Consider the following 14373-nt stretch of genomic DNA (forward strand, 5'->3'; position numbering starts at 1 on the left):
TGGCGAGGCCCTTTCTCCTCATCTTCCTCGTGACGCACTTCGCCACGAGACGGAATTGGCACCTTCCCCACCGTGACCTCGCGGTCGGCGGGAGGGTTGCCGGGGCTTCAACGGGCCGTTCCCTCTGCCCCTCTGGATGAGCGGTATGGCTCCGGACGTGCGGTCCGGGCGTTTGTGTGCAGGGACCCCCCGAGATGCGAGGGTCCTTCGCGTTGCTCAAGACTGTAACCGAAGCCCCGGACGCTTGAGATAGTCGTCCGACCCGCGAGATGGATCACACGACCGACTGTCGATCGACTGTCAAGGGAGACGCGAAGTGCTCGATGAGGTGGCCCGCTGGCTGAGCCGGCGCTCCTGGTCCGCGTCCGATCGCTCCCTCGAGAGGCTGATGGCCGCCAAGGCGAGGCAGGGCACGACCGTCAGTGTCGTGCTCCCCGCGCTGAACGAGGAGGCGACCGTCGGAGAGATCGTCACGATCATCCGCCGGGAGCTGATGGAGAACACCCCGCTCGTCGACGAGCTGGTCGTCATCGACTCGGCCTCGACCGACCGCACGTCGGAGGTGGCCGCGGCCGCCGGCGCCCGGGTGGTGCACCGGGACGCGATACTGCCCGGCCTGCCCGCGGTGGCCGGCAAGGGCGAGGTGCTGTGGCGGTCGCTGATGGCGACGGGCGGTGACATCGTCTGCTTCTGCGACGCGGACCTGCGGGACTTCTCCGCGGACTTCGTCTCCGGCATCGTCGGCCCGCTGCTGACCGAGCCCGACGTCCAGTTCGTCAAGGCCATGTACGACCGTCCGCTGGGCGGGGGCGCCGCACCCGGCCCGGACGGCACCCCGGCCCAGGGCGGGCGGGTGACCGAGCTGATGGCCAGGCCGCTGCTGAACCTGCACTGGCCGCAGCTCGCCGGGTTCGTGCAGCCGCTGGGCGGCGAGTACGCGGCACGGCGCTCGCTGCTGGAGCGGCTGCCCTTCCCCGTCGGATACGGCGTCGAGCTCGGCCTGCTCGTCGACTCACTGAACCTGGTGGGCCTGGACGCGCTGGCCCAGGTCGACGTCGGCACCCGCAAGCACCGCCACCAGGACGGTCAGGCTCTCGGCAGAATGGCCGCGACGATCTACCGCACCGCCCAACTGAGGCTCGCCCGCCCGCATTTGGTGCGCCCGTCGATCACGCAGTTCGAGCGCGTGGGGAACGGCTTCGTGCCGGTGACCCACCCGGTGGACACCGAGGAGCGCCCGCCGATGCTCGAGATCAGTGAGTACGCGGCGCGTCGCGCCGCATAAGCAGGACCGACCGGTCATTTTGCCTACATTTCCCATGTATGGGACTTATGAGATTTCTTGTTCTGTCGTTCCCCGGATCTCCGGGCGGCCGCGGCAGGCACCGCAAGGAGACGCCCTCCAGCGGCACGGAACGGCTGACCCGGCTCCTCGGCACCCTGGCGGTCACCGCAGCCGCCGTGTTCGGACCGGCCGTCCCCGCGATGGGGGTGCCTGCCGGACCGACGGCGCCGGGAACGCTCCCCGGTGAGCAGCCGGCGCACCGGACCGCTCCCGGCGCGGCCGAGCAGCGGACGGACGGCCACGCCGAGGACGCGCCCGCCGCGGCCGCGGACGCCGGCGGCCCGGAGGGGTCCGCCGGCGGGACCGACGGCCTCCAGGGCCGGGAACCGGTCCGTCACGTGGAGATGGCCCGCACCGGCGGCACGGCGGAGCAGCTGTGGCTGCTGGGCGGCGTCGCGCTGAGCCTGACGGCGGCCGGCATCATCGCCGTGGCCGCCACCCGCGGCCGCCGCCGCGACCACTGACCTGCGAGGCGCCGTACGCACGTTTGAGCTTTTGCGGTACGGGCTAGATTTCGGCACATGGTCTCCGACGCAGCCCAGATCCTCGTCGCGTCCAACCGCGGCCCTGTCTCCTACGAGCTGAACGAGGACGGAGAGCTCGACGCCCGCCGCGGCGGTGGAGGACTCGTCTCCGGCCTGTCGGCCATCGGCTCGGACGCGCAGTCGCTGTGGGTGTGCGCGGCCCTCGGCGACGGCGACCGCGAAGCGGTCCGGCGCGGGGTCGGCGAACCCGGTGTGCGGATGCTCGACATCGACGCCGGCGTCCACGCCGACGCGTACAACGGCATCGCGAACTCCGTGCTGTGGTTCGTCCACCACATGCTGTACCAGACGCCCCTCGAGCCCGCCTTCGGCCGGGAGTTCCGGCGCCAGTGGGGCGCCTACCGGATCTACAACCGGGCCTTCGCCGAGGCGCTCGCCGCGGAGGCGGCCGACGACGCCGTTGTTCTCGTGCAGGACTACCACCTGGCCCTGGTGCCGGGAATGCTCCGCGAACTCCGTCCCGACCTGCGGATCGGCCACTTCTCGCACACCCCGTGGGCGCCCCCGGAGTATTTCGCGATGCTGCCCGGCGACATCGCGGAGGAACTGCTGCTCGGCATGCTCGGCGCCGACCGGCTCGGTTTCCTGACCAAACGGTGGATGCGGGCGTTCCAGAGTTGTGCCACCGCCGTCCTCGCGCCGTACGACGGGACGTCGCTGTGGCCGAAGGACCAGGAACCGAGCTTCGAGTTCCGCATCCCCGGCCGCGGCCGTCACCGGACCAGGCTCGGGGTCCACGGGCTGGGCGCCGACGCCGATTTCCTGCGCGAGCGGGCCGCGCGCCCCGATGTCGACGAGCGGATGGCCGCCCTGCGGGCACAGGCCGGCGAGGGCCGCCGGACGATCGTGCGCGTCGACCGCACGGAACTGTCCAAGAACATCCTGCGGGGCCTCCAGGCCTACCAGGAGCTGCTGGAGGAGCACCCCGAGTGGCGCGAACGTGTCGTGCACATCGCGCTCGCCTATCCCTCACGCCAGGACCTCGAGGTCTACCGCCACTACACGGCGGAGGTCTCCCGGCTCGCCGACGAGATCAACACCCGGTACGGCACGGCCGGCTGGACGCCGGTCGTCGTGCACGTCAAGGACGACTTCGCCCGCTCGCTGGCGGCGTACCGGATGGCCGACGTGGCCCTTGTCAACCCGATCAGGGACGGCATGAACCTGGTCGCCAAGGAGGTACCCGTCGTCACCGACCTCGGCTGCGCCCTGGTCCTGTCACGGGAGGCCGGGGCCCACGAGGAGCTCGGCGAAGACGCGATCACCGTCAACCCGTACGACGTCAGCGGGACGGCGGCGGCGCTCCACGAGGCGCTGACCATGTCCGCCGACGAGCGGGCCGAGCGCTCCAAGCGCCTGGCGGCGGCAGCGACCGCGCTGCCGCCGCGGCAGTGGTTCCTCGACCAGCTCCAGGCCCTGCGCGAGGAGGGTTAGGCCCTGCCCGGACGGACCTAGACGCGCCGGGCCAGGGCGGCCAGGAAGTCCGCCAGCTGCGCCGGTCCCGGGAGCACCAGGTCGGCGCGGTCGGCCAGTTCGGGGACCTCGTTGCCGCTGCACAGCAGCAGGCCGGGCACACCGTCGGAGCGCAGCTTCTCGACGGCGCCGTAGGCGGCGAGGTCGCCCAGGTCGTCGCCCGCGTACAGCACGGACCCGGCGCCCACTTCCCGCACGTATTCGGACAGCGCGACGCCCTTGTCGACGCCCGGCGGGCGCAGCTCGAGGACCATGCGTCCCGGCTCCACGATCAGGCCGTGCCGGGAGGCGAGCGCGGCCAGGGGCTCACGCAGGGCGTCGAAGGCGGCCTGGGGGTCCTCGGCGCGGCGGGTGTGCACCGCGACGGCGCGGCCCTTCTCCTCGATCCAGGTGCCCTGCCAGGCGCCGATCCGGTCGAGGAAACCGGGGAGCTCGGCCCGCACGGCCGCGACCCCGGGGTCGGGGGCCGGGGCGCGTACGGTCCCGGTGACCGCGTCCCAGCGCTCCGCGCCGTAGTGGCCGAGGACGACGAGATGGTCGAGACCGGTGACGCCGGAGAAGCCGCCGTAGCGGACGGCGACCCCGGCCGGGCGGCCGGTGATCACCGCTACCGACGCCACCTTCGGCGCGAGCGCGGCCAGCGCGGGGACGGCGCGCTCATGGGCGCGGGCCTGTTCGGGGTCCGGCACGATCTCGGCGAGCGTGCCGTCGAAGTCGAGTGCGATCACGGCCTGCCCGGGCCGTTCGAGGAGTGCCGCGAGGCCTTCACGGCCTGCGGACGTGGACGGCGTCGGCATGGAGTCTTCGGCTTCTGCAAACGGGGAGCTGCCCATGCCTTCGACCCTAGCGGCGACTTCTCCTCGCGTCCCTCACACGGCGAAGCCGGTTGACGGTGACCGGGTCGTGGGCGAGGGCACGGGCGTCGTCGAGCAGGGCGTTGAGCAGCTGGTAGTAGCGGACCGGGGAGATGCCGAGCTGCTCCCTGACGGCCCGCTCCTTGACACCGGGGCCCGGCCAGGAACGGCGTTCCATGGCCAGGACGGCACGGTCCCGCTCGGAGAGCTCCTGGGCGCCGGGCCGGTCGCCGGTCCGCTGCTCCTCAGGCGCCTGGTCGTCGGTCATACGATCCAACATATCGGTGCCCACCGACGCCCGGACGCCCTGTGGACGACGCCCGGACGCCCTGTGGACGACGCCCGGCGCGCGGAGTCACTCCGCGCTCTCGGCCGCCCTGGCGTCCTGGGAGATCCGGTCCAGCGTGCGGGCGGGGCTGCCGCCCGGGCCCACGGCGTCGCCGATGTTCTTCTTGATGTTCTCGCTGGCCGAGGCCCACGACGTCTTGCCCACCGGCGGCAGCACGGAACCCGGCAGCACCTCCAGGAACTCCTTGAGGTCCGCGTGGTCCGGGTCCTTCTTCATCTCCTCCTGGGCGGAGACCGTCACCGGCAGCAGATCGTTCTGCCCGGCGAACTCCAGGACGTTCTCGTCCGTGAAGAGGAAGTCAAGGAACTTGCCGATCTCCGCGCGGTGGCCGTTCTGCTTGAAGCCCATGATCCAGTCGGCGACGCCCATCGTCGTGTCGGCGGCGCCGTTCCTGCCGGGGAGCGCGACCTTGCCCACGTCGATGCCCGCCTTCTCCGCGGCCTGGAGCAGCGAGGGGTGGCCGTTGAGCATGCCGACCTCACCCCGGGTGAACGCGGCGAAGGCGTCCTTGCGGTTGAGCTTGCCGGGGGCGACCGGGCCGGTGAGCTTCTCGTCGACCAGGTTCTCCTTCAGCCACTCGAAGGTGGCGATGTTCTGCTGGGAGTCGATCGCGTACCTGCCGAGCTCGTCGGTGTAGCCGCCACCGCCGCTGAGCAGCCACATCATCGTCTCCGCCTGGGCCTCCTCGGGACCGAGCGGCAGGGCGAAGGGGTAGTCGACGTCGGTGTTCTGCTCGAGCAGCTCCGCGTCCTCCTTCAGCTCCTCCCACGTCCCGGGGGCGCCGCTGATCCCGGCGTCCTCGAAGAGGTCCTTGTTGTAGAAGAGCAGCCGGGTGGAGGCGACGAACGGCAGTCCGTACTGGGTGCGCTTCATCTCGCCCGCGTCGGTGAGCGGGGGAAGGAAATTGGACTGGACAGGGATGGAGAGCATCTGGTCGGCGGAGTACAGCTTGTCCGCCGCGGCGTAGTCGGCGTAGGCGCCTATCTGCGCGATGTCGGGGGCCTTGCCCGCCTTGACCATCTCGGCGACCTTGCGGTCCACGTCGTTCCAGGACTCGATCTGGACGTCGACCTTGATGCCGGGGTTCTCCGCCTCGAAGGCGGCCGTCAGATCGGCCCAGTACTTCTTGCTGCTCTCACCGCCGGCGACGTCGTAGTCGGCGGCCACCAGCTTGAGGGTGACACCGTCCCCGGAACCGATGGAGCTGCCGCAGCCCGCGAGCGAAACCGTCATTCCGAGTGCGGCGACAGCCGCTGTCAGACCCAAGAAGCGCCGCTGCACAGCTCTTCCCCACCCTCTGCTACCTAGTACGTGTTGTCCGTTTGTCCCAGTCGGTCCCCCGCGACGTCCTGTGAGATGGGGAGCGATCTTTCCCCATCCGGCGTACAAGGTCTACACCACTGCGGTCTCACTTTCACAACGCCCGCACAGCCCCGCGCGGGGTACGCGGCGCGCGGGGGGCGCCCGTGGCGGGCCCCGCGCCCGGCCCACCCGGTTTGTATGGCGTGGCAACAATCTCGGCGAGTGGACTAGACCTTTACCCGTTGTACGCGCCAGACTGTTCCCGTGAGACACGTCATCGCCCTCGATGTGGGCGGCACCGGTATGAAGGCTGCCCTGGTCGGGGCGGACGGCACGCTCCTGCACGAGGCACGGCGGCCCACCGGGCGCGAGCGCGGGCCCGACGCCGTCGTGGAGTCGATCCTCGGCTTCGCCGCCGATCTCCGCGCCCACGGCCAGAAGCACCTGGGGCAGGCCGCGGAGGCCGCGGGCGTCGCCGTGCCCGGGATCGTCGACGCCGAGCACGGCATCGCCGTCTACGCCGCCAACCTCGGCTGGCGGGACGTACCCCTGCGGGAACTGCTGAGCCGCAGGCTCGACGGCGTTCCGGTGGCGCTCGGCCACGACGTCCGCACCGGCGGCCTCGCGGAGGGCCGCATCGGCGCCGGCCGGGGCACCGACCGGTTCCTGTTCGTACCGCTCGGCACCGGCATCGCGGGTGCCATCGGCATCGACGGCACCATCGAGGCCGGCGCCCACGGCTGCGCCGGCGAGATCGGCCACATCGTCGTACGGCCCGGCGGCCCCGCCTGCGGATGCGGGCAGCGCGGCTGTCTGGAGACGCTGGCCTCCGCCGCCGCGGTCACCCGGGCCTGGGCCGCCGCCGCCGGCGACCCCACCGCCGACGCCGCCGACTGCGCCAGGGCGGTCGAGGCGGGCGACAAGGCGGCGACCAGGGTGTGGCACGAGGCGGTCGACGCACTCGCCGACGGCCTCGTCACGGCGCTCACCCTGCTGGACCCCCGCACGCTGATCATCGGTGGCGGGCTCGCCGAGGCCGGGGAAACCTTGTTCTCACCCCTTCGGGCGGCCGTAGAGGAACGCGTGACGTTCCAGAAGCTGCCCACGATCGTCCCGGCGGCCCTCGGGGACACCGCCGGATGCCTGGGCGCAGGGCTGCTCGCCTGGGATCTACTCGCCACGGAGGTAACCGCCTGATGGCCGCCAGCGCCGCTCGCGCCACGAGCACGGTCCACGCCAGGAGCCCGCACCATCCGCCGAGGACAGTCCTGGCCGGTGCCCGGGTGGTGCTGCCGACCGGGACCGTCGACAACGGACGCGTCGTCGTCGAGGGCACGAAGATCGTCACGGAGGCCTCCGCCGCGGAGGCTCACGTCCACGACCTTTCCGGCCACTGGGTGGTCCCCGGCTTCGTCGACATCCACAACCACGGCGGGGGCGGAGCCTCCTTCACCTCCGGCACCGCGGAGGACGTCCTGCGCGGCGTCATGACGCACCGGCGGCACGGCACCACCACACTGGTCGCCTCCACCGTCACCGGCGACATGGACTTCCTCGCCCACCGGGCCGGCTTCCTGTCCGAACTGGTCGAGCAGGGCGACCTCGCGGGCATCCACTTCGAGGGGCCGTTCATCTCCCCGTGCCGCAAGGGCGCCCACAGCGAGGAACTGCTCCGCGACCCCGACCCGGCCGAGGTCCGCAAGCTGATCGACGCCGCGCGCGGAACGGCGAAGATGGTCACCCTCGCCACCGAACTGCCCGGCGGCATCGACTCCGTACGGCTGCTCGCCGAGCACGGAGTGATCGCCGCGATCGGCCACACCGACGCGACGTACGAGCAGACCCGCGAGGCCATCGACGCCGGCGCCACCGTCGCCACCCACCTGTTCAACGCTATGCCGGCGCTCGGCCACCGGGCCCCCGGCCCGATCGCGGCGCTGCTCGAGGACGAGCGGATCACCGTCGAGCTGATCAACGACGGCACGCATCTCCATCCTGCCGCGCTCGAACTGGCCTTCCGCAGCGCCGGCGCAGGCCGGGTCGCGTTCATCACGGACGCCATGGACGCCGCGGGCTTCGGCGACGGCCGCTACCAGCTGGGCCCCCTCGAGGTGGAGGTCAAGGACGGTGTCGCGCGGCTCGTGGAGGGCCATTCGATCGCGGGCTCCACACTCACGCTGGACACCGCCTTCAAGCGGGCCGTCACCGTCGACCGCATCCCGGTGGAGGACGTCGTCACGGCGATCTCCGCCAACCCGGCGAAGCTCCTCGGCGCGTACGACAGGGTCGGTTCGCTCGACCCCGGCAAGGACGCGGACCTGGTGATCCTCGACGCCGACTTCGCCCTCAAGGGCGTGATGCGTCGCGGCGAATGGGTCGTCCGCCCCGAAGTGGGCTGACGGCGCGGCACCTCGCGGCAGGCGGTTGGACACCGGGTCTTGGGCCAACCGCCTTCCGTTTGGCATGATCAGGACCCGTACGAGCACGGCAAACGCGTTCTTCGGGGGTGTCCACGGGTGATCCTTACGGTCACGCTCAACGCCGCCCTCGACATCACCTACCAGGTGGCCGCCCTCACCCCGCACACCACGCACCGGGTCGGCGAGGTCGTGGAGCGTCCCGGCGGCAAGGGTCTCAACGTCGCCCGCGTGCTCGCGGCCCTCGGCCACGAGAGCGTCGTCACCGGCTTCGCGGGCGGAGCGACCGGGGCCGTGCTGCGCGGGATGCTCGCCCCGCTCGCACCGCACGACGCGCTCGTCGAGATCTCCGGCACCACCCGCCGCACCATCGCCGTCACCGACAGCGCCGACGGCGACACCACGCAGCTGAACGAGCCGGGACCCACCGTCCTGCCCGAGGAGTGGGCCGCCTTCCTCTCCTCGTACGACTCCCTCCTGCGCGACGCCGACGCGGTCGCGCTGTGCGGCAGCCTGCCGCCGGGCATCCATGTCGGCGCGTACGCCGAGCTGGTGCGCCGGGCGCGCGCCGCCGAGGTGCCCGTACTCCTCGACACCAGCGGCGAACCGCTGCGCCGCGGCATCGCCGCCCGGCCTGATCTCGTCAAGCCCAACGCCGACGAGCTCGCGCAGCTCACCGGCTCACGGGAACCGCTCCGCGCCACCCGCGACGCCCGCCGCCGCGGCGCGCACACCGTGGTCGCCTCGCTCGGCCCGGACGGTCTGCTCGCCGCCACCCCGGACGGCATTTGGCAGGCGGCCCCGCCGGAGCCGGTGAAGGGCAATCCGACGGGCGCGGGCGACTCTGCGGTCGCCGGTCTGCTCTCCGGACTGGTCGCGGGGCTCTCCTGGCCGGAGCGGCTGTCCCGGGCGGTGGCCCTCTCCACGGCGACCGTGCTGGCGCCCGCCGCGGGCGAGTTCGACGCGGCCGCCTACGAGCGGCTGCTGCCGAGGGTCACCGTCGTCGAGCACGCGCCGTCCGCACCCGGGAAGTGACGGCGCGGGAGCCGGACCAAACGACTCGTCCCGGCTCGCGCGGGGCGCGGCCGGGACGGTGACGGGCGTACGGGCTGAGACTGGGCCCGCGGTCAGCTCTTGCTCTGGCCGGCCTCCAGCCAGACCTGGTCGAGATAGGCCTCGCACTGGTTCCCCTGCTCGCAGGAGATCTTGAGGTCGTTCTTGCCCTTCTCCAGGTTCACGAAGGCGTAGGTGTTGGTCCAGCCCTTCTCCCAGTCGCCCTCCGCGGCCTTCGCGAAGTTCGACATGTTGAGCTCGCGGGGCTGTCCGCCGTTGATCGTCAGGGAGGTCTTGGCGTCCTTGCCGGGCACGCTGTACGTGATGTACATCGTGTAGGCGCCGGCCTCCGGGACGTCCACCGACCAGCCGGCGGAACCGCCGACGCCGTTGAACATCACGTACGCGCCGTCGGCGCCCTTCGCACCGGGCACATCCTTGGCGAGCGCCGCCGGCGGCCCCAGCGTCAGCGTCGCCGCGTCCTGCTTGGGGAGCTCGACGGGCGGCTCCGACTCGTTCTCGGTCGGCGACGGCTTCTCCTGGACGGTCTCGCCCGCGGACGGGGTGGTGCCCCCGCCGCCCTTGCCGGCCGTGTCGTCCTTGTCGCCGTTGCTGGTGATCAGCGCCGCGGCGATGCCGATCACCACGACCGCGACGACCGCGATCGCGCCGATCAGCAGACCCTTGGTGTTGGGGCCGCCGCCGCGTCCGCCGCCGTGGCCGTGGCCGCCGGGCTGGACCGGGACCTGACGCGTCTGGGCGGAAGCCCCGGGGTACGTCTCTGGTGCGGCGTACGCGGCCGTCGGCTGCTGGCCGTACGCCTGCTGGTGCGGGACCTGCTGGCCGTACTGCCGTTCGCCGACCGTCCGGACCTGGTTGTACGAGGTGCGGGGGACCCCGGGCTGCGCGGCCGGACCGGGGTAGCCGTAGCCGCCCTGGCGCGGCGGCGTGGCGCCTGCCTGCTGCCCGTCGGCGTACAAGTAGCCGAACGGGTCGTCGTCCTCGGGCTTGCTCGCGCCGTTGTTCCCGGCCGTCATCCCAGTCACTCCTCACCATCTCGTCAGCACAACGCTGACGCGAGGCGAGCCTACCCGGTTCCACTCACCCCATCGGGTGTCGTGGGCCTCATCCGGTGGGACCGCGGCCGGTCACCAGGCCGGTCGCGGCCGGGTGTGATAGGTCACCCGGCCCAACGGGTGATCAGCCGGCCCTGCGGTGGACCTTCGAACGGGACCGCTTCTCGATGTACATCCGCTGGTCCGCGGATTGCAGGACCTCTTCGACGGACATCCCGCAGCTCGCCCAGCCGATGCCGAAACTGGCGCCCACCCGCACCCCGCGGCCGCCCACCCGGATGGGCAGGATGATCGCGTTCCGCAGGCGTACGGCGAGATCGGCGGCGTCCGCCGCTCCGAGGCCGTCGGCGAGGACGACGAACTCGTCACCGCCGAGCCTGGCGACCGTGTCACCGTCCCGTACCCCGGTGGTGAGCCGGCGCGCGACCTCGACGAGAACGGCGTCACCGGTCTGGTGCCCGAAGCGGTCGTTGATCGACTTGAAGCCGTCCAGGTCGCAGAAGAGGACCGCGAGCCCCTTGGCGCCGTCGTCGATCTCGCTGTCGGGCGCGACGGTGTGGATGTGGTGGTCGTAGGGCCGCCCACCGACCGTGTCGAAGTCGAAGCCGTCGCTCCGGAAGCCGCGGTCGGTCTCGTACGCGGCGTCGAGCGCCTCGATGTCCGTCGCGTACGTCGCGTGCGGCCGCTCGCACAGGCGCGAACTGAGCCGGGCGCGCAGCTCCGCGCTGTTGGGCAGGCCGGTGAGCGCGTCGTGCGAGGCGCGGTGGGCGAGCTGGAGCTCGTGGCGCTTGCGGTCCTCTATGTCCTCGACGTGCGTGAGGAGGAAGCGGGGCCCGTCCGCGGTGTCGGCGACGACCGAGTTCCGCAGCGACACCCATACATAGCTGCCGTCCCTGCGGCCCAGCCTGATCTCCGCGCGTCCGCCCTCTGCGGAGGTGCGCAGCAGGGTGCCGACGTCCTCGGGGTGGACGAGGTCGGCGAAGGAGTAGCGGCGCATCGCGGAGGCGGGGCGGCCCAGCAGCCGGCACAGGGCGTCGTTGGTGCGCAGCAGGCGGCCGTGCTGGTCGCCGCCCATCTCGGCGATGGCCATGCCGCTGGGCGCGTACTCGAACGCCTGACGGAAGGATTCCTCGCTCGCGCGCAGTGCCTGCTGCTCGCGCTCGAGGCGGACCAGGGCGCGCTGCATATTGGCTCGAAGTCGTGCGTTGCTGATGGCGATCGCGGCCTGGGAGGCGTACATCTGCAACGCCTCCTGACCCCAGGGGCCGGGACGGCGGCCGTTGCGCGGGCGGTCCACTGAGATCACGCCGAGCAGTTCGCGCCCGCCACCGGACGCGTACATCGGGGCGTAGAGCCGGTCCTGCGGGTGCCATTCGTCGTCGAAGCGGGGCTCTGGGCCGTCGGTGTGCCACTGGGGCACGTCGTCCTCTATGAGGACCCAGCCCTCGGTGTGCGGGATGAAGCGCAGGTCGCCCCAGGCTTCGCCCATGGACAGGCGGCGGTCCCAGGAAGTACGCGAGCCGACCCGGCCGGTGATCAGGGCCTCGGCGGCGGCGCTGCCTGCGAAGGCGGCGACGACGAGGTCACCGTCGGGGCGCACCAGGTTGACGCAGGCCAGTTCGTAGCCCAGTCCGGCGACGATTCCGTCGGCGACGGTCTGCAGGGTGTCGGCCAGGCTGCGGGCCGTGTTGAGGTCCGCGACGACCCGGTGCAGCTGCCGCAGGGTCGCAAGACGGACATAGGGCTCCGACTCGGTCTCCATCGCTCGCTCTCCCCGAGACCTCGACAGCAAACTCCAGGGCGTCTGATTGGCGTACTTGTAGCGGTATCCCGGCCACTGAATCACAGCGAGCAGCTCACCCGGTACACAGGGTCAACAAATACTGGGCTCTGTGACTCAAGTCACATCAGGTGATGAAGGGTCAGATGCTGACCGGCCGGACACACCGTAGCTTTCTTGAAGTCAATTATTGAATGCAAAACCATCGGGGCGTACCCATGGTTACTCATGGTGGTCGGCCCGCGGTCCTAGGACCCGGCTGGTCCCGGAGCCCGATGCGGCGGCGGAACGGCCGACACTAGCGTTCCTTGTGTGTTGCAGACGACCCCCGCTCCCGCCACTTCCGCCATCCCCCATCCTGAGGGGGTGAGCAATGAGGAATTCCGTGCCGCCATGTCCCGTCTGGCCGCCGGCGTGGTGCTGGTCACCGCGCACGACGCCGACCACGGGCCGCGCGGCGAGGACGCCGGCATGACGGCGACGGCCTTCATGTCCGTCTCCCTGGACCCGCCACTGGTGCTCGTCAGCCTGCGCAACGGCTCACGCATGGACGACCTGCTCGCGGAACAGCCGCTGTGGGGCGTCTCGGTCCTCACCGAGGGCCAGCGGCAGATCGCCGGCCGGTTCGCCATGAAGGGCCGGCTCAGCGACCGCCTGCTCTTCGACGACCTGCCGCATGAACGCGGCGAGATCTGCGGGGCGCCTCTGGTGAAGGGCGCGCTGGCGACCCTCGAATGCCGCACGGAGCAGCGGGTGGAGGCCGGCGATCACACACTGGTGATCGGTCATGTCCTGAAGGTGGGCCTCTCCGACGTGGTCGCCGGGCCCCTGACGTACTTCCGGGGGCGGTACCGGCACCTGGGCTGAACGCGCCGAGGTGCGCGCGCCGGTCGAGGTGGTGCGCGGCGCGCTACCAGTCGCGGCCGGAGCGGCCCCGCTTGGTCTCCGCGCGCTGCTTCTTCTCCCGCAGCCTGCGCTCGTTGATGCCACGCGGGATCTTCGTCGCCCGGCGGGGCCTCGGCGGCGGGGCGGTCGCCTCGGCGAGCAGGGACGCCAGCCGTACCGCCGCGGTTTCACGGTTCCGCCACTGAGAGCGGTGCTCCGAGGCGCGTACGGCGATCACACCGCCCACCATCCGGCTCGCGAGCCGCTCCAGCGCGCGGTCCTTCCAGACCGGCGGCAGCGCCTCCGTCCTCGCGAGATCGAAGCGGAGCTCCACCTGCGAGTCGCTGGTGTTGACGTGCTGGCCACCGGGCCCCGAGGACCTCGAGAAACGCCACATGAGCTCGGCCTCCGGCAGGGAGACGGAACCGCGGATGATGTAGGGCCCGGACATGTCATCCATGGTCCCGCGCCCCGGACACGCCCGTCACCCTCTTTTCTCCCCGACCGTATCCGCGTCCGCGTCCGGCCCGCTCGCGGTGCGTGGAACCGGGCCCCGGGGGATGGAACCTGACAGTCCCCTGCCCGCGTTATGACCTGTGACGGTAGCTTCGGGAGGACCCGTAGCCCGCAGATCCGAATTGAAGGGGACTTCCCAATGGCAGTAAGCCTGTCCAAGGGCGGCAACGTCTCGCTCACCAAGGAGGCCCCGGGCCTCACCGCCGTCACGGTCGGCCTCGGCTGGGACGTCCGCACCACCACCGGCACGGACTTCGACCTCGACGCGTCCGCGATCGGTGTGAACAGCGCGGGCAAGGTCGCCTCCGACGCCCACTTCGTCTTCTTCAACAACAAGGCGACGCCGGACCAGACCATCGTCCACACCGGCGACAACCGCACCGGCGAGGGCGGCGGCGACGACGAGCAGATCAACGTCAACCTCGCGGGCCTGCCGGCCGACGTCGACAAGATCGTCTTCCCCGTCTCGATCTACGACGCCGTCTCCCGCAGCCAGAACTTCGGCCAGGTGCGCAACGCCTACATCCGCATCATCAACCAGGCCGGTGGCACCGAGATCGCCCGCTACGACCTCAGCGAGGACGCCGCCGTCGAGACCGCCATGGTCTTCGGCGAGCTCTACCGCAACGGCGCCGAGTGGAAGTTCCGCGCGGTCGGCCAGGGTTACGCCTCCGGCCTCGAGGGCATCGCCCGCGACTTCGGCGTCAACCTCTGACCTGACGTCACTTGGGCGTCGGCCTACCGCCTGACGTCCTGACACGGTCGTACGACAGGGCCC

14 protein-coding genes and 1 riboswitch are annotated in these 14373 nt (G+C 71.5%); of the genes, 8 read left to right on the forward strand and 6 right to left on the reverse strand.

What is annotated here, in order from left to right:
- Positions 1-15: 15 nt before the first annotated feature.
- Positions 16-143: riboswitch (SAM riboswitch) on the reverse strand.
- Positions 144-316: 173 nt separating this feature from the next.
- From ACWGH4_RS05630 to ACWGH4_RS05640, 3 genes are read left to right on the forward strand one after another with little or no spacing between them, the layout of a single operon-like run.
- A complete protein-coding gene (locus ACWGH4_RS05630) occupies positions 317-1285 on the forward strand; it encodes a glucosyl-3-phosphoglycerate synthase (RefSeq protein ID WP_453455968.1) in 969 nt (322 codons plus the stop codon).
- 38 nt (positions 1286-1323) lie between these two features.
- On the forward strand, positions 1324-1809 hold the full coding sequence (locus tag ACWGH4_RS05635) for a hypothetical protein (RefSeq protein ID WP_453455971.1): 486 nt from the start codon (positions 1324-1326) through the stop codon (positions 1807-1809).
- Between the two features lie 57 nt (positions 1810-1866).
- Positions 1867-3324: an alpha,alpha-trehalose-phosphate synthase (UDP-forming) gene (locus tag ACWGH4_RS05640; protein WP_453455974.1), complete on the forward strand. Its 1458-nt coding sequence runs from the start codon at positions 1867-1869 to the stop codon at positions 3322-3324.
- Positions 3325-3341: 17 nt separating this feature from the next.
- On the opposite strand, the gene otsB is transcribed toward ACWGH4_RS05640, so the two are convergent.
- The 3 genes from otsB to ACWGH4_RS05655 all read right to left on the reverse strand — a co-directional run bounded on the left by otsB (position 3342) and on the right by ACWGH4_RS05655 (position 5799).
- Complete coding sequence (gene otsB / locus ACWGH4_RS05645; RefSeq protein ID WP_453455977.1) at positions 3342-4196, reverse strand: trehalose-phosphatase; 855 nt, start codon at positions 4194-4196, stop codon at positions 3342-3344.
- 10 nt (positions 4197-4206) lie between these two features.
- Positions 4207-4485, reverse strand: a complete 279-nt coding sequence (locus ACWGH4_RS05650; RefSeq protein WP_453455980.1) for a DUF3263 domain-containing protein — start codon at positions 4483-4485, stop codon at positions 4207-4209.
- A gap of 87 nt (positions 4486-4572) precedes the next feature.
- On the reverse strand, positions 4573-5799 hold the full coding sequence (locus tag ACWGH4_RS05655; RefSeq protein ID WP_453455983.1) for an extracellular solute-binding protein: 1227 nt from the start codon (positions 5797-5799) through the stop codon (positions 4573-4575).
- Positions 5800-6132: 333 nt separating this feature from the next.
- Here ACWGH4_RS05655 and ACWGH4_RS05660 point away from each other — a divergent pair, with 333 nt between their 5' ends.
- The 3 genes from ACWGH4_RS05660 (at position 6133) to ACWGH4_RS05670 (ending at position 9320) form a co-directional block, all read left to right on the forward strand.
- Positions 6133-7065, forward strand: coding sequence for an ROK family protein (locus ACWGH4_RS05660; protein WP_453455987.1), 933 nt, complete (start codon positions 6133-6135; stop codon positions 7063-7065).
- The gene (gene nagA, locus ACWGH4_RS05665) at positions 7065-8267 is read left to right on the forward strand and encodes an N-acetylglucosamine-6-phosphate deacetylase (RefSeq protein WP_453455992.1); all 1203 of its coding nucleotides are present in this window, start codon (positions 7065-7067) and stop codon (positions 8265-8267) included. Before ACWGH4_RS05660 ends, nagA begins: the two co-directional genes overlap by 1 nt.
- A gap of 117 nt (positions 8268-8384) precedes the next feature.
- A complete protein-coding gene (locus tag ACWGH4_RS05670) occupies positions 8385-9320 on the forward strand; it encodes a 1-phosphofructokinase family hexose kinase (protein ID WP_453455995.1) in 936 nt (311 codons plus the stop codon).
- Between the two features lie 92 nt (positions 9321-9412).
- Here ACWGH4_RS05670 and ACWGH4_RS05675 read toward each other — a convergent pair whose 3' ends face one another.
- Both ACWGH4_RS05675 and cdgB read right to left on the reverse strand, forming a co-directional pair.
- Positions 9413-10375, reverse strand: a complete 963-nt coding sequence (locus tag ACWGH4_RS05675; RefSeq protein ID WP_453455998.1) for a carbohydrate-binding protein — start codon at positions 10373-10375, stop codon at positions 9413-9415.
- 163 nt (positions 10376-10538) lie between these two features.
- Positions 10539-12176, reverse strand: coding sequence for a diguanylate cyclase CdgB (cdgB, locus tag ACWGH4_RS05680; RefSeq protein WP_441266750.1), 1638 nt, complete (start codon positions 12174-12176; stop codon positions 10539-10541).
- Between the two features lie 384 nt (positions 12177-12560).
- Here cdgB and ACWGH4_RS05685 point away from each other — a divergent pair, with 384 nt between their 5' ends.
- Positions 12561-13061 carry a flavin reductase family protein gene (locus tag ACWGH4_RS05685; RefSeq protein WP_453456003.1) on the forward strand — a complete coding sequence of 167 codons (501 nt, stop codon included), beginning with the start codon at positions 12561-12563 and terminating at the stop codon, positions 13059-13061.
- 43 nt (positions 13062-13104) lie between these two features.
- On the opposite strand, the gene arfB is transcribed toward ACWGH4_RS05685, so the two are convergent.
- Positions 13105-13539, reverse strand: coding sequence for an alternative ribosome rescue aminoacyl-tRNA hydrolase ArfB (gene arfB / locus ACWGH4_RS05690; RefSeq protein ID WP_307707111.1), 435 nt, complete (start codon positions 13537-13539; stop codon positions 13105-13107).
- 195 nt (positions 13540-13734) lie between these two features.
- Between arfB and ACWGH4_RS05695 the strand changes: the two genes are divergently transcribed.
- Positions 13735-14310 (forward strand): TerD family protein, encoded by a 576-nt coding sequence (locus tag ACWGH4_RS05695; RefSeq protein WP_441266752.1) that lies wholly within the window; start codon positions 13735-13737, stop codon positions 14308-14310.
- Positions 14311-14373 lie beyond the last annotated feature (63 nt).

It is taken from the genome of Streptomyces sp. NPDC054847, from assembly GCF_053610925.1.

Coding starts and splice junctions, on each gene's coding strand:
- ACWGH4_RS05655 (WP_453455983.1), bottom strand. CDS start 5,799: ATGACGGTTTCGCTCGCGGGCTGCGGCAGCTCCATCGGTTCCGGGGAC.
- ACWGH4_RS05675 (WP_453455998.1), bottom strand. CDS start 10,375: ATGACGGCCGGGAACAACGGCGCGAGCAAGCCCGAGGACGACGACCCG.
- otsB (WP_453455977.1), bottom strand. CDS start 4,196: ATGGGCAGCTCCCCGTTTGCAGAAGCCGAAGACTCCATGCCGACGCCG.
- nagA (WP_453455992.1), top strand. CDS start 7,065: ATGGCCGCCAGCGCCGCTCGCGCCACGAGCACGGTCCACGCCAGGAGC.
- ACWGH4_RS05695 (WP_441266752.1), top strand. CDS start 13,735: ATGGCAGTAAGCCTGTCCAAGGGCGGCAACGTCTCGCTCACCAAGGAG.
- ACWGH4_RS05650 (WP_453455980.1), bottom strand. CDS start 4,485: ATGACCGACGACCAGGCGCCTGAGGAGCAGCGGACCGGCGACCGGCCC.
- ACWGH4_RS05635 (WP_453455971.1), top strand. CDS start 1,324: ATGGGACTTATGAGATTTCTTGTTCTGTCGTTCCCCGGATCTCCGGGC.
- ACWGH4_RS05640 (WP_453455974.1), top strand. CDS start 1,867: ATGGTCTCCGACGCAGCCCAGATCCTCGTCGCGTCCAACCGCGGCCCT.
- cdgB (WP_441266750.1), bottom strand. CDS start 12,176: ATGGAGACCGAGTCGGAGCCCTATGTCCGTCTTGCGACCCTGCGGCAG.
- arfB (WP_307707111.1), bottom strand. CDS start 13,539: ATGGATGACATGTCCGGGCCCTACATCATCCGCGGTTCCGTCTCCCTG.